This window comes from Simiduia litorea, from assembly GCF_042853465.1.
In the GTDB taxonomy this organism is placed as follows: domain Bacteria; phylum Pseudomonadota; class Gammaproteobacteria; order Pseudomonadales; family Cellvibrionaceae; genus Simiduia; species Simiduia litorea.
The window spans coordinates 784,093-799,896 of the sequence record NZ_AP031497.1; the positions used below are offsets into that span (position 1 = coordinate 784,093).

A 15,804-nucleotide genomic window follows, 5' to 3' on the forward strand; every position below is an offset into this window, starting at 1 on the left:
GCTACTTGCGCGTGAAATCAAAGGTTGCGCCTATCATAGCGCTTAGGGGGTTGAGCTTAAACTAATAAAAGGGTGGGTAAAAGTCGATTAGAGGTGGCTAGGCTGGGGTAGATAGCGCTCAATATAGGCACGCTCTAGGGCGTTTATGCTGCCGTCTCGTTGCATGTTTGCAATTGCTTGAGCCCAGCGTTCAATGAGAGGCGTTGGGTAGTTGCTGGTTTTTGAGAAGGCTAGGTACACCGGGTGTTGGTCGGCAACAGGCATCAAGGGTGCGACATCTAAGCCAGTGGTTTGTTGATAATAGAGTGCTGATAACTGAGGCAATACACTGTAATCCGCTCTTCTTGCAGCAATCATACGGGTTATGGACAGGAAATTATTGGTCAGTTGCGGTTTGATGAGCCCTTTGTCTACGAGTTGGTCGAACACGGGGCCAATGCTCGCGCCTCTGAGTTGTACAAAATTTGCGCCGTATAAATCAGAGATTTTGCCGGTGTAGTTAGCGCTGAGGTCACTCCGACTTACCACCACAAATTTAAACAGGTGCAAGGGGGTCGCAGGAAATGTGAGCTGTTGTTCTCGCTCAGGTTTGTATTGCGTGGGAATAATGGCGTCGGCGTCGCCGAATTGAATTTGCGTCATCGCCCTTTGCCATGGGGTTAGGCTAAATGCAACCGGCAGATGCGTACGTCGGCTGGCCTCGACAATGATGTCAACCATCAGGCCGTGAACCTCACCTTCCTTTTCAAAAATAAACGGCGGAAGCTCGACCGCAACAATATTAAGCGTAGGTAGTGGGCTGTCGGCGAGGATGCTTGGGGTGAATAAGAAAAATACGCTTAGGCTGAGTATCCAGCGAGGCAAACGGCCAATAAGGTTCATGTATCGCGTGCGATGATGTTCGCCCTCGAAAGGCTCAGATGGAGTTTTCCATCTTAACAAATCGCTGTTTAGCCGGCAAAATTTAATTGCATTGCCCTATGATGACTCCTGCTATTGATCGATACGTCAAATAGTCGATGCCATTAGGCGGTTGTGTGCAGCCAATAAAAACCGATCACTAAAGAAAAAAGCAGCCAAGATAACAGCAATAAAACCCAGGGTAAACGACCTGATTCTGGTGTAACTCGGGGGATGTTTTCTACGTCAAGCGCGCTGAGCTCGGGACCTTGCTTAGCTTTCTTGAGCGCCTTATCTAGTTCTCTGGCTTTTGCTTTTTGCTGTTTTTTATAGAGATCAATGCCTTTTTCTATACCTTGAGCGATGAGTTTAGATTGCTCTTTGGTCTGCCCTGGCCGTTGAATCCCTTTGGCCACCGCCTGCGCTTCAAGGCTGGTTTTTTCAGAAATGTTAGTATGCTTTTGCTTTGCCACAGAGTTGCCTGCCAAGTTTTTAATGTGATATCTATGTTTCGAATGACGGTGCCGTTTAGCACTGTCGTTGCACAGAAGCGCGGTAGCCTTGGTGGCAAAGGCAGAGGTTTGCTCTGCCTTTGCGCTGGATTACTCTCGCAGCCGGTACCCTGTTTTAAAAATCCATGCAATATAGATTAAGCAGGCGAACATGAATAGCGATGTCATGCCGACGCTTACGGCTAGGTGCACATCGGCGACGCCGTAGAAACTCCAGCGAAAGCCACTGATTAAATAGACGATGGGGTTAAACAGTGTAACGGTTTGCCAAAAGGGTGGCAGCATATTAATAGAATAAAATGCCCCGCCTAAAAAAGTCAGTGGTGTAATCACTAATAACGGAACCACTTGTAATTGCTGAAAATTCTTTGCCCATATGCCAAGAATGAAACCAAATAGGCTAAAGGTTACTGCTGTTAAGACTAGAAAGCAGAACATCCAAAACGGGTGCTCAATGTTGTAGTCCACAAAAAATCGCGCCGTGATCATAATAAGCAGGCCGAGAACGATGGATTTTGTCGCGGCAGCGCCAACATAGCCGGCAACAATTTCGACGTAGGAGACAGGTGCGGAAAGCACCTCGTAAATGGTGCCCGAAAATTTTGGAAAGAAAATACCAAATGCGGCGTTAGAGATACTCTCTCCGAGCAGCGCCAGCATTAATAAACCCGGTATAATAAATGCACCGTAACTAATGCCGTCGATATCACCCATGCGTGAACCAATGGCCGCACCAAAGACGATGAAATACAAAGAAGTGGAAATGACTGGTGATGCAATACTCTGCATTAGTGTGCGCAGCGTGCGTGCAATCTCAAAGGTATAGATGGCCTTTATGGCATAGAAATTCATGGCTTCGCCCTCAGTAGATCTACGAAAATATCCTCTAGCGAACTTTGGCTGGAGCTTAAATCCTTAAAGTCGATGCCGAACGATGCCAGTTGTTTTAATAGTTCGGCAATACCGCTATGTTCAGTTTGTGAATCAAATCGATAGACCAGTTCGTTGCCTTCACTGCTTAGCTCTAATGGTAAGGAAACCAGTGCTTGCGGTATTTCGGCCAATGGGCTTTGTAGCTGCAACCTAAGTTCGCGTTTGCCCAGCTTGTGCATCAGCGCCTGTTTTTCCTCTACCAATAGAATCTCGCCTTTACGAATAATACCGATGCGATCGGCCATCTCTTCTGCTTCTTCGATATAGTGTGTGGTGAGAATAATGGTGGCGCCACGGGCTCGCAGGCCCTTTACCATGGCCCACATATCTTGTCTCAGTTCGACGTCCACGCCGGCGGTGGGCTCGTCTAAAAATAAGATATCGGGTTCGTGGGATAGTGCCTTGGCAATCATCACGCGCCGTTTCATGCCGCCAGATAATGCCATGATTTTAGCGTCGCGTTTATCCCAGAGTGACAGTTGACGTAAAATGGATTCTATATACGCGGGGTTGGCAGGTTTGCCAAACAGGCCTCGGCTAAAGCTAACCGTTGCGTACACACTTTCGAAGGCATCGGTGCTTATTTCTTGTGGTACTAGGCCAATACAGCTTCTGGCCGCGCGAAAATTGGTAACAACATTGTGGCCATTGGCGGTGATTTCGCCATCGGTTGGGTTGACGATGCCACAAATGGTGCTAATCAATGTTGTTTTACCCGCACCATTGGGGCCGAGTAAGGCAAAAATTTCGCCCTTCTTTATATCTAAATTTATATTGTTGAGGGCTTTCAAGCCCGAAGTGTACGTTTTGTTCAACTGTCGAATTGAGATTGCACTGGTCACGTCATCTCCTTGAGTGTAGGTTTAAACATCTTGATTCCCTTTCGCGCTAACTATAACCCATAGTCACAATAACGATCGGCTAGCGCATTTAGGTGTGGAAACACTTTGGTGTCGCGGTAGGGTAATTTCATAAAGCCGGAAACGCCCAAGCCTTTAATGTGGTGAACGTTCTTTAAAATTGTCGCAAGGCAACGCGTTAAATCTTCTTCCTGACTAGGGTCGCGCAGGCGCAGATAATTGTGTATTTTTAGGTGTTTTTCTAAACTTTCGAAAATAATACAACCGGAATGATGGATTTGGTTCATCTCGGTGATGGGCACCATAATCTCGGCTGGCAGTTCTAGCATTTCGTCGGGATCATCGCCGTCCTCAAAATATGAGTGTGAGCGGGACGATTTATCTTGATTTTGCGTTGCCGGCAAGATGTCGAAGCTTATTTTTTGACCCGGTTTAACAATGAAGGGGTCATGCTCTGACTTTCGCTCAATATGTAAAGTCTTTCTTGCATCGAAGATACAGCTTTTAAACACACCTTGTTTATTAATGGCGCGGCCCAAGTGGACCATGTTGTTTACGGCGGAGGTGAAGGCCGGGAGTAGGGTTTCGTCGTATAGGTTTAGGCTCGAGTCGATATGGATGCCGCGTTCATCCCAATGTATAGCTAAGCCACCCACCAGCGGGTAACGGCCGAGGTGAGTCACCGCCGTGACAAAGCCTTTTTCGGTATCGCCCATGCCGCTGAGAAAATTTTTATAGTATTTGTCGAGCTCTGTGGGGTCGATAGAGGAGAAGCGTTCGTCATCCATTTCGCGCCGCAAAAAAGATTTTCGCGAACTGTATACCACAGTGTCTACCTCGTGTTGTTTGGGGTAGCTGGTAATGGGCAATAGTGCAACAGCATCGTTGTTTGACACGTCGAGGCTTCGACTGGTAACAATATTTTTCATGTGCCGCATGTTTTTTAGAAAGTAGTCACCGGCTTTATCGCGAAGCACCTTATCGCTGCTGAGTAGATGGGTGAGGGTGCGAGCAAACTCGCGAGGTAAGCCTAGGGATGTGGGTGGAATAACCTGCTGACCAAAGCGGCTAGACTGACCCGATGCGAGTGCGTATAAACTGCCGGCGGCGCCCTGCTCATCAAATCTGGGTGACGACAATCCACCATTGAGCTGCTCTTCACCGATAAAATAGACGTCGCCCAATTTGGCATTGGTTTGTTGCAGGTCGCTCGACAGTGCGCTCAGACCGCCCTGGGTGGCGTGTTGGCCGAAGGCATCAAGCTGCGCGTAGACTGCCGCGCCCCAATCTATCAAGCGCAATTGTTCGGTAGTTTCATCCCACATGAGGTTAGAGGGCTTGATATCGCCGTGCACGATGGGGGCCTGGTGGTGCGTTTCGGCATGCGTGCGTAATTGTTGCAGGATGTCGGCGAGTTGCGCGGCAATTTTTAAAATGAGCCTCGGGGCTAAGCGCCCGGTGCGGCGGGCGTAATCGTCTAGGTTGACGCCAGGAGCTCGCTCCATCATAAGAATTGACTGGCCGTGTACTTTTTGGAATTCAACGAAAGCGGGTACGCCGGCAATGTTTACCTGGGACAGCATATAACCTTCGTCTTCTAATCTATCTTGTACGTGCTGGGGTAAGGTAATACGCGAAAACTTGAACACAAAGTCGCGATTGCTGCTATCTCGCCCCGCAAACACGAAGCCATAGGCGCCCTTGCCAATCATTGTAACGCCGGTGTAGCCGAGCCGACGCAACTGCGCTTCACACAGGCTCAGCCAAGACTTGAGTTTTTTAGCGTCGCGCTGACTGAGCAAATAGATGGATTGCTCTTCGTTGATATAAAAGTGCTGTAGGTGTTCGTGTTCCATGTGCGACCCTAGGTTGGCAGTCTCAAGCGTAGCTTAAGCGGTTGTCGATATCCCGGTAAAGTTCCTGTTTCAATGGCTGATCGTTGAAATGGTTGAGGGCACGCTCGGTTTAGTGTGATGACTGGCGTTATCTTCGGTTACATCGTGCTGATAGGTCATCCTTCGCGGCTGAAACTTCTTGCGCCTAGGTTCTGCTCGATTGACCGAGACGGCCTAGTTTACAGCTGGTGGATTTTACTTGGCGAGCTTATTGTCATTTATTATCTTGATATCTTATGTCGCTTAACACTTAATATCAGCCTCTCGCTCTGCATGATGCCTGTTATATTTTAGTTTGGATGCACTATGAATTTTGTTTCGAATGTTACTGAATTGACCACCGCTGGCACGGATTTACTGTTGGCGATGGCTGCGTTAGTTGCGATTTATATTCTTCGAACGAGATCACCAGCCACACAGCGAACGTCCTACTGGCTGAGTATCTTTTCTTGTTTGGTGGTGGCAGCGTTACTGGGTGCTGTCGCTCACGGCGTAGAGCTACCAGGTCAGGCTGGGAAATATATGTGGTTGGTGATCTATCTGGCGTTGGCGTTGCTGGTTGCGATGTTTGTTGTGGCGGTAATCTATGATGTTTTTGGCGCTGTAAATGCGCGCCGCAGTATGCTGCCGATGATCGTTATTGCCTTGGGTTTTGTTACCTATGTGGCTACGTTTTCGACGAGTTTCTTGCCGTTTATTGTCTATGAAGCACTGGCTATGCTCTTCGCCTTGTCAGGTTATGTGTATTTAAGTGTACGGGGTTTTGTGGGCGCCAATTGGTTTTCTCTTGGTATTTTGTTAACCCTCATTGCGGCTGGGATACAAGCAACCAAGGCGCTAGCTTTCACCTTGATTTGGCCCTTCGATCACAACAGTGTGTACCATCTATTGCAGATAGTCGCGCTCGGCTTGCTACTCAAGGGTGTATTACTCAGTCGTGAAAAACTGTGACGGGTGTGTAATACCTGCTTTTTCCGTATCCCACTCGTGTGAGTTAGTGCTGAGGCTAGCCACAGGGTGACTTGGTGGTCGCGGATCGGTGCGCCTATACTGGCCATCGTTGTTTGTCCGTAGGTGAATTTGCCCGCTGCTTGAGAGGTGCTTGATTTGTGCAAAGGCTCTACTATGCGGCGATTTTTCTGGAGTGATTAATATCGATGGAATTCAACCACATTAAAATGGCCGCCGAGCGAATTCAAGGTTTGGTGCATGTAACGCCGGTTTTAACCAGCCAGTTAATCGATCAAAGCTTGGGTTGTGAATGTTTTTTTAAATGTGAAAATTTACAAAAAGTGGGGGCATTTAAAGCGCGTGGAGCATGTAACGCCGTTAGTTTGTTAAATGCACAGGACGCTGCACTCGGCGTGGCCACCCACTCATCGGGTAATCACGGCGCCGCCTTAGCGTTTGCTGCAAAGCTGCGCGGTATTCCAGCCTACGTGGTTATGCCGAGCAACGCACCGCAGGTGAAAAAGGATGCGGTAGCTGCTTATGGCGCAACCATTATTGAGTGTGAACCGAATCTGCCGGCGCGAGAGCATGAATTAGCGCGCGTCGTTCAGAGCACCGGCGCACATTTTGTTCCTCCCTATGACGACGAGCGCATTATTGCCGGCCAAGGTACGGCTGCGCTAGAGCTAATGACACAGGCGCCAGATCTGGACATTGTCATTGTGCCGGTGGGCGGTGGCGGGCTCTTGGCGGGTACGGTGTTGGCGGCGAAAGGTATACGAGCTGATACGCTTGTGTATGGTGCTGAGCCGGCAGGTGCCGATGACGCCGCCAGAGGTTTTCGCTCAGGGCAGCGGGTGGTGGACGTTGAGCCGAAAACGATTGCCGACGGTTTGAGAACGACCTTGGGGCAGGTGAACTTTATCATCATAAAAAATCATGTAGATGATATTTTAACGGTTTCGGAAAGCGGTATTTTAGAGGCAATGAAATTGCTATGGACGCGACTAAAAGTCGTTGTCGAGCCGTCTTCGGCTGTTGCTGTTGCGGCCATCTTAGAACACAAAGAAACGTTTTCAGGTAAAAAGGTTGGCATTGTGCTCAGTGGGGGGAATGTGGAGTTATCGCAATTGCCATTTTAGCTACGAGACAACCATTAACCTGTTAAATACATCATTACATAGTGGCAAAAGATTATGAGCTTAAAGGGAAAAACACTGTTTATCACAGGCGCAAGTCGCGGAATCGGTTTGGCGATAGCTGAGAAGGCTGCGAGCGATGGCGCCAACATTATCATAGCGGCCAAGACCGCAGAGGCACACCCTAAACTAGAGGGCACTATTTACACGGCGGCAAAGGCCGTTGAGGTTGCCGGTGGTCAGGCGTTGCCCTTAGTAGTGGATGTGCGCGATGAGGCGCAAGTGATGGCCGCTGTAGCCGAGGGTGTTAAAGCCTTTGGCGGCATTGATATTTTAATTAATAATGCCAGTGCCATCAGCTTAACAAATACCGAGTCGACCACGATGAAGCGTTTCGATTTGATGAATCAGATCAATTATCGCGGTACTTTTTTAGTCACGCAACAATGCTTGCCGCATTTAAAAAAATCGGCTAACCCCCATGTATTGACCTTATCGCCACCACTGAATATGGACCCAAATTGGTTTAAGGGGCATGTGGCTTATACGATTTCTAAATACAACATGAGCCTGGCGATGATGGGTATGGCCGCTGAGTTTAGCGATGTAGGCATTGCGTTTAATTGTTTGTGGCCTAAAACGACCATTGCTACGGCTGCTATAGCCGGCCAAATGGGCGGTGATGAACTCGCTAAGGTGTCTCGTCTACCCACAATAATGGCCGATGCTGCGTACCATATCTTTACTCAACCCGCTAACACCTTTAGTGGTCAGTTTTTAATTGATGAGGATGTTCTGCGCACTGCTGGGGTGAACGAATTTAGCGGCTATCAGGTTGATCCAGCGCTGGCAGCGGATAGATTATTCCCGGATTTATTTTTATAACGTTTTCCTAGGAGGGTAGATATGGACTGGAAGTCCCGTTTACAAGATAAACGTTTTTGGAAAAAAGTCCTGCTGTGGAGCTTGTTGCTGTGCGTAGCCCCCTTCGCTGTGGAAATTGTATTTTTAGCGGATGTCGTGGGTATTGAAATGGCGCTGGCATTTTGCGCTTATTTCTTGAAAGATACTTTGCTCATCTGGCAGACACGATTGCGGTCGTTTAGGTCCGGTGTGAGCGCGGGGTTTGCCTGTATAGCATTGCACGCTATTGGGCAGCCAAGTTGTTTTGTACAGCATTGGCTTTTGAGTGCGGCATACTTTGTGTTGAGTGGTTCACTTATATGGGCGATTCTGGTGTGGTACCCCATTGTGATGATGGGCAGCGGCTCTGTCGCGGGTGGGTATTAGCAACTGGGTACTAATAATTTGGGTAGCAGATGAAAATTTGGGTTGATGCCGATGCCTGTCCGGTGGTGATCAAAGAGATTATTATTCGCGCGGCAGAGCGAAAAAAAATCACCACAACCTTTGTCGCGAACCAGCCGATAAAGTTACCGCCTTCACAGGTGCTTAGCGCCATTCAAGTCGCATCGGGATTTGATGTAGCCGACAATGAGATCGTAAAGCGATTGCTTGCGGGAGATCTCGTCATTACCCAGGATATTCCACTTGCAGACGAAGTGTTGAGTGCCGGTGGCTTAGCCATGAACCCAAGGGGCGAGGCGTATACCAAAGCCAATATTAAAGCGCGATTGAATATGCGTGATTTCATGGAGACACTGCGTGCCAGTGGTGTGCATACAGGGGGACCTGCGCCTTTAAATCAAACGGATAGGAAAAATTTTGCCGACCAATTAGATAGATTGTTGACTAAACTTTGTAAAACTTAACTGACCAAGGAGGCTACCCATGAATAAGCATGGATTCTCTATAGGGATAGAGCGTTTTTCTAGCCAAATCTACATCGCCATGAAGGCTTATGGTCGATTAACCCATGCCGATTACGAACAGATGACACCCTTGCTCAGCGCTGCACTTAACGGTATTCCCGAGCATTCCGTGGATGTACTACTGGATGTGACTGAGCTAGAGGGCTGGGAGTTGCGCGCTGCATGGGATGATTTTCAGCTAGGTTTAAAGCATGGATCGGAGTTTCGAAAAATAGCTATGTTGGGCAATCGCGACTGGCAAGCTTGGGCCACTAAAGTGGCGGCTTGGTTTATCTCCGGCGAGGCCCAGTATTTTGAAGACCGCGCGGAGGCGATATCCTGGCTGGAGGATAAATGACCTACTGCATGCAAGAATGTTGTTGTTTAGCCTATTGGCTAGAGGCGGCTATACTCAGTCACTATGGATGCTGAAACAGTAAAACAACGCGCTAAGGCCTTCGATTATCTCTTTGATGCCGTGGTGGTCACCGATACTAACGGGGTTATTGTGGACTGGAACGCAGGTTCAGAAGCCTTGTACGGATACACGAAGTCCGAAGCTGTTGGGCAAGCCGTTTCTATATTGCATGTACCCGAGGATAGCGCTCAATTGACGGCGCAAGTTATTGCTGCTGTGGCTCGCGACGGAAAGTGGACGGGTGAAATCCGCATGTTACGTAAAGATGGCCATATAGGTTGGATTGAATCTATGTGTGTTCCTATCTTTGACGACGATGGTTCAATGGTGGGTGCGCTGGGCATAAACCGCGATATCAGCGATCGAAAAGCCGAGCAAGAGCGACTGAGCCATCTGGCCCATTTTGATCAATTAACCAATATTCCCAATCGATACCTATTGCTTGATCGCGTATCACATCTCATTGAGCAATCTAAGCGCAGTCATAAGTCCTTCACCTTGTTGTTCATCGACCTCGATAAATTTAAGTCCATTAATGATACCCGTGGCCACGGCTTTGGCGATCAGGTCTTGCGGGAATTTGCCGCGCGCATTAAATCCTGCATTCGCGCCTCGGATACAGTTGCCCGCATCGGCGGTGATGAGTTTGTCATTTTGTTGGAGGATGCGTCCGGTAAGACCAATGTCAGTAAAGTCACTGAGGCATTGATTGAAGCGGTGGATAAACCCTTTCATATTACCGGTCAACAGTTTCAGATGAGCTGTAGCATTGGCGTGGCTAATTACCCCGGTGACGGTCGCTCCACTGATGAACTGCTCGCCGTGGCAGATAGGGCAATGTACCGCGCCAAGAAAAAGAGCTGTTCGAGTTACGAGTTTTAGCCAGCGCAAGCCAATACCCGTGGACTAGGTTGCGGGGGCGTTCATGGCTCTACTGTGATATCGGAGCGGAGGTAGGCAACTGTTGCCGAGAAAAGGGTGGCAGGGTAAAAATGGGTGATGGCATAAGTCTATTCCTAGCGGTGCTGAAATAGCCTTTTCAAGCTTTGTATTTCCGGTCTAAAAGGTGGCGACTCTTGGCGTAGGGGCTGTTGACCCGCAGGGCCGTTAGATCTTGCCCTAAAGGGCTAGCCGTTGGGGGCTAAGAAAATGGCTCGGCATTTTCGCTTGCACAGGTCGCGGCTTAGGGTAATTTCCCGTAAAATGGCGCATCTTTATGCTTTTAGGCTCGCACTGTTGCTTGCCTCCCACAGGTAAATCATGAAAAAGACGTTTGTAATCGAGCACGCCAAAATTCAACCGCCACGGCTTTTTGAAGCGGTGAAGCATGAGTTGAAAAAATATATTCGCCGTGAGCGCAATAAAAAGTTACCCGAAGGTGCCGATTTTTGGGATTTTGATTGTAAGTATGGCGCTACGGCAGAGGCCGCCACAGTGGTGCATTTGTCTGAGCTTAACAAATGTGTCGATCAGGCCGAGCAGCAAGGCTTGACCTCGTTTTATATTGAAATATTAGCCAAAGTGGGCAAGCGAACCCCGCGTATAGCGCCAACGGAAGAGTAGTTTTTGGCTACTCTTTTATCTAAACCACAAGGGGGATCAGCGAGTGCAGTGGCAAGGCTAAGCCATTAACCTGTTGCTGCTCTAGCTTAATCGTTCAATGCCAGCCCTGCTTTCTGACCTTGAACGATCTTCTCGTTACCTACGTTCGCCATGGTCGACTGTCGAAAATAAACCTATTCAATGGCGTGCGGGAACTTTTGTTTGAAAAATTGTCCAATGGCATTACGGCTTGATTTTGAGGTATTCAGAATGAAATTTATCGCACTTGGTATGATGGTGTTTTTGGCTGCCTGCTCCAATAAAAGCATCTACACAGGGATGCAGGAAGGCAACCGGCAAGAGTGTAATAAGATGCCGGAGTACCAGCGTCAGCAATGTTTGGACAAGAATAATCAAAGCTATGAAGACTATAAGCGTGAAAGAGACGCGTTAAAATCCTCAGCTGAGTAATCGACAGCGTCGCGCTTAGCTTTTAGCACTAGGCGCTTGGGGTTAGCGTGTGATTAGGGCTTCATGGCGTCGTATTTTGATCATGGCATTTTCATACCAAGATTGTGCCCCTTTGCCATCATCGCACATGATTAATGCCCAACAGGCGGTAAATAACCAATACAGAAAATTGGCGTCTTGTAATGTTTGATGCCGTTCCTGTTCAACACCTTTTAGTTGGTCCTGTATTAACCAATCTTGTTGGCTGTCACCGAGTTTATGGTGCGCCAGCATGGCTGCTAGCTCTAGGCGCGGATCACTGCTGCAGGCGTATTCAAAGTCGATACACAGTAATCGATTTTTTTCGAGTAATAGATTGTGAGGATTTAAGTCTCGATGGCAGAAACGTAGGCTTTGTGTTTGCTCTAGCCTGTTAATGATTGCCTCTACGCGGCTATCCAACGCTAATATTTCTTTCGCCACAGTCTGTAGTAACGGCCTCAGTTTTGCGCTCCGATTTACAATTTCTTTTTGGTAAAAACACCATTGGCTGCGCGGGGTCACCCGGTGCTTGGGTAAGGCTAGCTTGGATAATTTGCCCAGCAGTTGCCCTAGCAATTGTGCTGCTCTCGGGTGGCATTGGTGTTGTTGCTGCCATGTTTTTTCAGTATCAATGTAGCGGCTTAAATAATAGCGAAAATCTTGTGAAACGAATTTTAGTTCCGGTGCCAGGCCAGCCGCTTCGGCGATACGCCAGCAGGCGACTTCGTTATCGCGCGGGCAGAGCTTGTTGGTTAGCGGGTTGTTTACTCTTAACACCCATGACTCGCCATGACTATTGGCGAGAAAATTCTGATTGCTGGTGCCCATGCCTAATGGGGCAACCAGCTTTAGCTGGGTAATGCCGGCTGCCTCAAGTTCTTGTACAAGTTGTGAATGCTTAAATTGCGGCAGCTTCATTCAGTTTGCACCGACAGTGTATTGGTAGGACTTGGTCCAACTAAAATAGCCGGCAATGGCAATACCAATGTAAACAATAAACAGCACCGACGTTAGCATGAAGCCTTTATTTAAATATAGATAGATAGACGCCGCGTCGATAACTATCCAGTACAGCCAGTTCTCCAAAATTTTTTGCGCGACAAGCCACGTCGTGACAATCGCAAAGCAGGTTGTTGCAGCATCTAACCAAGGAAAATCTGCCTGGGTAAAATTTGCCATGCAATAGCCAGCCAAAAGAGACAGGCCAGTAGTGGCCGTTATCAGTAACAGATGCTTTTTTACCGACCAGCTTTCAATGGATTTTTCTGCGTTTACTTTTGCGTAGCGCCAAGTCCAATAGCCGTAGCCTGCCATGAACATATAGTAGACATTAAGCACCGACTCCATCAGCAGTGCCACCTCCCAAAATAGCCAGGTATAGATGGCGGTGCTAAGGAAAGCCGCAGGCCAGCACCAAAGGCTCTCGCGCAGTACCAATACAATATAGGCCAAGGCAAGCAGTACGGCGACCAACTCGAAAGCGCTGAGTGCGTGGGCCTCTAGAATCGCAGATTGGATGACATTATTGAATTCTGACAACATAACTAGGGGTTATTGTTTGTGCGATAAATCGAGGGCACCGCCAATAAACTTGCACACGAAAACGGCTTTACCCCATTTTTCGTAGGCGGCTTTCATTTCTCGCGCCAGTAGCGCCATCACTTCGTTGTAGTCGCCGGAAATTTGTGTGGCCATAGCGTTGGTAACGCGATCGATATTTGGATATTGATCCAGACGCTCGATAAACCATTGGATGGGATCTATATAGCCATCTCGAAAAGGGTACATTGAAATTTCAACGGTGAGTTTCATGCTTAGCTCCACGCTTGAGTGCCGCTCTGGTGAGCGGCAGGAATGGTTGGGTCGCGTTAGTTAAAGCTTAGGTTGAATGTTACGCCAATCTGGCGCGGATCACCAAAGCGGATGTATTGTTTATCTACCCAGTCGATGTCTGGCTCATTGCCGAAATAAAAGCCGCGCACGCCGTATTTTTCATCGGTTAGGTTGCGACCCCACACATAGGCAGACCAGTCGTCTGTTTCATAGCCGAGTTTTGCGTTGACTAATGTGAAAGCGTCGGACTTGGAGTCATTGCTATCTGAATAGTAAAACTCGCTCTTACCGTTGGCATTAATATTGGCAAATAACCCATTGCCAGGGCGCAGGGTAAGGCCTGCGCTGTAGGTAAAGCGTGGCGCATGGGCGAGATCTCGACCGGATAAATCCACTGGGCTACCGTATTTATCTTGGTATTGATAATCGCCATACTGGGCTTGCAAATAGCCGAGGCTACCGTAAATTTCCAGCACCTCATTGACGGCCCACTGACCTTCAAACTCTGCGCCGTAATTGTCGGAGCTACCGGCGTTTTCGGTAAATAGAATAAATCGTTGTGGGTTGTTGGGGTCTTGCAGCGAGGCGTCAACTTGCTGGTTCAGCCGCTCCATGTAGAACAGCGTCATATTGGTGCTGGCGCTACCTTCGAGCCAGAAAGATTTTAGGCCGAGTTCATAGTTGAGCAGGGTCTCAGACTCAAATTCTTTTTTGCTTGCCAGCTCACTCGGCAATGTCATATTAAAACCGCCGGCTTTATAGCCGCGCGCAACTCGAGCGTAGACGTTTTGAGCATCCGATATTGATTTCGTCAGTGCTAAGTGGCCGCCCCACATGGATTCATCGGGTTCAAAAGTATCGCCGTTGCTGTCGCTATAATCACTCGTTCTTGCTTCCGAGCGCAGGCCTATGGAAAGTGCGTATTCGCGGCCTAAATCCGAATCAATTTGCCCGAAAATGGCTGTGTTTGTTGCTTCGTAGTTGGAGCGTAACACTTCGTCGGGGTAGGTGTTGTACTCGGAATAAAGGTCGTTACTTTCGTCTAATGTGTGCAGGTAGATGCCAGCAAGCCATGCTGTTGAGCCATTGAATAACAGGCTGTTATCCGTGGACGCGGCTCTGAATTCTTGCGATAAAGTATCGCGTTGTGCGCGCTTGTCCCACAGGTAATCGTAAACGCAGGCAATCGAATCTGTGTCGTCCCCGTTGTTGTTTTCATCGTAGTAATCGGTGCAGGATTTTGCCGCCCAGTAATCCGGATTGGCCCAGTCGCCGTCGTAAGCGTGGTTGTGATCGGTGCTCGCTGCAGAGGTCAGAGAGGTTAGCGCTAAGGTGTCGCCGAGCCATTGGACCTTAAGGCTACCGGCTTGGGTTTCCTGATTGTCTACGCCGGGCTTATCGGTCAGCGTCTTGAAACCATTGTTATCCAAGGTCCAAGCGTCGTAGCCGTTGTCGTTATTGGTGTAGAGTAGGTTGGCATCGAGTTGCCATTGTTGATCGGGTTGCCAGCGTAATTTTACTCGACCGGTGAACTCGTCGCGCTGGTTAGTATTGTTTTGGTTTAAAAATTCGTTGGTGCGAAAGCCGTCTTGCTGCTGGCTTTCCACCGCGACCCGATAGCCGAGGGTTTCAGATAGGGGGCCAGACACGACAACGCCTAAGCCTCGTTGATTGTCATCACCCACCGTCGCCTCGCCGCCAAATTCGAAGGTTTCGCTCGGGTCATTACTTTTAAGGTGAATTAGACCGGCCAGCGCGTTGGCGCCAAAACGGGTACCTTGCGGCCCGCGTAAAACTTCCACCTGCTGTAGATCAAAGGTGCTGGCTGCTGTACCAAGGCCAGACATATCGATGTCGTCAACAATAAAACCCACGGAGCTATTGGGTGCACCTTGGTAATCTTCTTGTTCGCCCACGCCGCGAATTTGAAAATAGCGGGGGCGACTGGTGGCGCCGGACCAGTTTAGGTTGGCAATGCTGTTGAGGATATCTTCGAAGTGGCGCGCGCTTTCGTCTTGTAACGTTTGTTGGTCAATCACCGTGATACTGGTTGGAATATCGGCGATGGCGACCTCGCGAAAATCCGCGGTGACTAAAACTTCTTCAAATTCAGGTGCTTGCGCTGCGGCCTGAGCTAGCTGGGGAGCCAGCGCTATAGCTGCGGCGAGATAAGAAGTCGAGAACAAAGCGCGGGTGTTACTGGAATAGTTTTTCATGGGACCCCAATTTAAAAACTTAAAATTGAGATCCGGCAACAAGACGTGATATACGGGTGATTTCTGCGGTGTTCGGCATTCATTGCCTTAAGACGTGCCTGCCTGGCGGTAACCGTTTTGCCCATTCCTACGCCGGTACTAGCCGGATCAGGTTCCAGGGTTTGTCGACGACATCTCAGTTCGGTAAACCGAACACCCCTTGGCGGCAGCCAGTGTAACATGAGGGAATTGCTTAGTACGACGGTTTTAGCGGAAACTAAAAAGGCCACGTAACTCACGTGGCCTTTTTATAGTACTTGTAC

The 15,804-nt window shown here is 48.8% G+C and carries 18 protein-coding genes and 1 riboswitch; of the genes, 9 read left to right on the plus strand and 9 right to left on the minus strand.

The features are described from left to right. Nucleotides 1-87: 87 nt before the first annotated feature. From ACGHTT_RS03475 to ACGHTT_RS03495, 5 genes are all read right to left on the minus strand, one after another. Nucleotides 88-882 (minus strand): substrate-binding periplasmic protein, encoded by a 795-nt coding sequence (locus tag ACGHTT_RS03475; RefSeq protein ID WP_390593519.1) that lies wholly within the window; start codon nt 880-882, stop codon nt 88-90. Nucleotides 883-1,025: 143 nt separating this feature from the next. Then, nucleotides 1,026-1,373: a DUF2956 family protein gene (locus ACGHTT_RS03480; protein WP_390593520.1), complete on the minus strand. Its 348-nt coding sequence runs from the start codon at nt 1,371-1,373 to the stop codon at nt 1,026-1,028. Nucleotides 1,374-1,502: 129 nt separating this feature from the next. Beyond that, nucleotides 1,503-2,264, minus strand: coding sequence for an ABC transporter permease (locus ACGHTT_RS03485; RefSeq protein WP_390593522.1), 762 nt, complete (start codon nt 2,262-2,264; stop codon nt 1,503-1,505). After that, a complete protein-coding gene (locus ACGHTT_RS03490; protein ID WP_390593523.1) occupies nt 2,261-3,187 on the minus strand; it encodes an ABC transporter ATP-binding protein in 927 nt (308 codons plus the stop codon). Before ACGHTT_RS03490 ends, ACGHTT_RS03485 begins: the two co-directional genes overlap by 4 nt. 50 nt (nt 3,188-3,237) lie before the next feature. After that, nucleotides 3,238-5,061: a serine/threonine protein kinase gene (locus ACGHTT_RS03495; protein ID WP_390593524.1), complete on the minus strand. Its 1,824-nt coding sequence runs from the start codon at nt 5,059-5,061 to the stop codon at nt 3,238-3,240. 345 nt (nt 5,062-5,406) lie between these two features. Here ACGHTT_RS03495 and ACGHTT_RS03500 point away from each other — a divergent pair, with 345 nt between their 5' ends. The 9 genes from ACGHTT_RS03500 to ACGHTT_RS03540 all read left to right on the plus strand — a co-directional run bounded on the left by ACGHTT_RS03500 (nt 5,407) and on the right by ACGHTT_RS03540 (nt 11,432). Further along, nucleotides 5,407-6,051: a DUF6962 family protein gene (locus tag ACGHTT_RS03500; RefSeq protein ID WP_390593527.1), complete on the plus strand. Its 645-nt coding sequence runs from the start codon at nt 5,407-5,409 to the stop codon at nt 6,049-6,051. Between the two features lie 206 nt (nt 6,052-6,257). Next, on the plus strand, nt 6,258-7,193 hold the full coding sequence (locus tag ACGHTT_RS03505) for a pyridoxal-phosphate dependent enzyme (RefSeq protein WP_390593529.1): 936 nt from the start codon (nt 6,258-6,260) through the stop codon (nt 7,191-7,193). Between the two features lie 54 nt (nt 7,194-7,247). Beyond that, on the plus strand, nt 7,248-8,075 hold the full coding sequence (locus ACGHTT_RS03510) for an SDR family oxidoreductase (protein WP_390593530.1): 828 nt from the start codon (nt 7,248-7,250) through the stop codon (nt 8,073-8,075). Between the two features lie 21 nt (nt 8,076-8,096). After that, entirely contained in the window at nt 8,097-8,480 is a 384-nt protein-coding gene (locus tag ACGHTT_RS03515) for a hypothetical protein (protein ID WP_390593532.1), read from the plus strand. Between the two features lie 29 nt (nt 8,481-8,509). Continuing rightward, the gene (locus ACGHTT_RS03520; protein ID WP_390593534.1) at nt 8,510-8,962 is read left to right on the plus strand and encodes a YaiI/YqxD family protein; all 453 of its coding nucleotides are present in this window, start codon (nt 8,510-8,512) and stop codon (nt 8,960-8,962) included. Between the two features lie 19 nt (nt 8,963-8,981). Next, entirely contained in the window at nt 8,982-9,359 is a 378-nt protein-coding gene (locus tag ACGHTT_RS03525; protein WP_390593536.1) for an STAS/SEC14 domain-containing protein, read from the plus strand. 63 nt (nt 9,360-9,422) lie between these two features. After that, a complete protein-coding gene (locus ACGHTT_RS03530) occupies nt 9,423-10,301 on the plus strand; it encodes a diguanylate cyclase domain-containing protein (RefSeq protein ID WP_390593538.1) in 879 nt (292 codons plus the stop codon). A gap of 378 nt (nt 10,302-10,679) precedes the next feature. Further along, on the plus strand, nt 10,680-10,982 hold the full coding sequence (locus ACGHTT_RS03535; protein ID WP_390593539.1) for a DUF6172 family protein: 303 nt from the start codon (nt 10,680-10,682) through the stop codon (nt 10,980-10,982). 249 nt (nt 10,983-11,231) lie between these two features. Next, on the plus strand, nt 11,232-11,432 hold the full coding sequence (locus tag ACGHTT_RS03540) for a hypothetical protein (protein WP_390593541.1): 201 nt from the start codon (nt 11,232-11,234) through the stop codon (nt 11,430-11,432). 42 nt (nt 11,433-11,474) lie between these two features. On the opposite strand, the gene ACGHTT_RS03545 is transcribed toward ACGHTT_RS03540, so the two are convergent. Genes ACGHTT_RS03545 through ACGHTT_RS03560 form a run of 4 tightly spaced genes read right to left on the minus strand, consistent with a single transcriptional unit; the run spans nt 11,475 to nt 15,502 of the window. Beyond that, a complete protein-coding gene (locus ACGHTT_RS03545) occupies nt 11,475-12,371 on the minus strand; it encodes a phosphotransferase (RefSeq protein WP_390593542.1) in 897 nt (298 codons plus the stop codon). Beyond that, a complete protein-coding gene (gene pnuC / locus ACGHTT_RS03550; protein ID WP_390593544.1) occupies nt 12,372-12,995 on the minus strand; it encodes a nicotinamide riboside transporter PnuC in 624 nt (207 codons plus the stop codon). A 9-nt stretch (nt 12,996-13,004) separates the two neighbouring features. After that, complete coding sequence (locus ACGHTT_RS03555) at nt 13,005-13,265, minus strand: YkoF family thiamine/hydroxymethylpyrimidine-binding protein (protein ID WP_390593546.1); 261 nt, start codon at nt 13,263-13,265, stop codon at nt 13,005-13,007. 56 nt (nt 13,266-13,321) lie between these two features. Continuing rightward, on the minus strand, nt 13,322-15,502 hold the full coding sequence (locus ACGHTT_RS03560; RefSeq protein WP_390593547.1) for a TonB-dependent receptor: 2,181 nt from the start codon (nt 15,500-15,502) through the stop codon (nt 13,322-13,324). A gap of 107 nt (nt 15,503-15,609) precedes the next feature. Further along, a riboswitch (TPP riboswitch) is annotated at nt 15,610-15,712 on the minus strand. Nucleotides 15,713-15,804: the final 92 nt, after the last annotated feature.

Coding starts and splice junctions, on each gene's coding strand:
- ACGHTT_RS03475 (WP_390593519.1), bottom strand. CDS start 882: ATGAACCTTATTGGCCGTTTGCCTCGCTGGATACTCAGCCTAAGCGTA.
- ACGHTT_RS03485 (WP_390593522.1), bottom strand. CDS start 2,264: ATGAATTTCTATGCCATAAAGGCCATCTATACCTTTGAGATTGCACGC.
- ACGHTT_RS03495 (WP_390593524.1), bottom strand. CDS start 5,061: ATGGAACACGAACACCTACAGCACTTTTATATCAACGAAGAGCAATCC.
- ACGHTT_RS03500 (WP_390593527.1), top strand. CDS start 5,407: ATGAATTTTGTTTCGAATGTTACTGAATTGACCACCGCTGGCACGGAT.
- ACGHTT_RS03505 (WP_390593529.1), top strand. CDS start 6,258: ATGGAATTCAACCACATTAAAATGGCCGCCGAGCGAATTCAAGGTTTG.
- ACGHTT_RS03510 (WP_390593530.1), top strand. CDS start 7,248: ATGAGCTTAAAGGGAAAAACACTGTTTATCACAGGCGCAAGTCGCGGA.
- ACGHTT_RS03515 (WP_390593532.1), top strand. CDS start 8,097: ATGGACTGGAAGTCCCGTTTACAAGATAAACGTTTTTGGAAAAAAGTC.
- ACGHTT_RS03520 (WP_390593534.1), top strand. CDS start 8,510: ATGAAAATTTGGGTTGATGCCGATGCCTGTCCGGTGGTGATCAAAGAG.
- ACGHTT_RS03525 (WP_390593536.1), top strand. CDS start 8,982: ATGAATAAGCATGGATTCTCTATAGGGATAGAGCGTTTTTCTAGCCAA.
- ACGHTT_RS03530 (WP_390593538.1), top strand. CDS start 9,423: ATGGATGCTGAAACAGTAAAACAACGCGCTAAGGCCTTCGATTATCTC.
- ACGHTT_RS03535 (WP_390593539.1), top strand. CDS start 10,680: ATGAAAAAGACGTTTGTAATCGAGCACGCCAAAATTCAACCGCCACGG.
- ACGHTT_RS03540 (WP_390593541.1), top strand. CDS start 11,232: ATGAAATTTATCGCACTTGGTATGATGGTGTTTTTGGCTGCCTGCTCC.
- ACGHTT_RS03545 (WP_390593542.1), bottom strand. CDS start 12,371: ATGAAGCTGCCGCAATTTAAGCATTCACAACTTGTACAAGAACTTGAG.
- pnuC (WP_390593544.1), bottom strand. CDS start 12,995: ATGTTGTCAGAATTCAATAATGTCATCCAATCTGCGATTCTAGAGGCC.
- ACGHTT_RS03555 (WP_390593546.1), bottom strand. CDS start 13,265: ATGAAACTCACCGTTGAAATTTCAATGTACCCTTTTCGAGATGGCTAT.
- ACGHTT_RS03560 (WP_390593547.1), bottom strand. CDS start 15,502: ATGAAAAACTATTCCAGTAACACCCGCGCTTTGTTCTCGACTTCTTAT.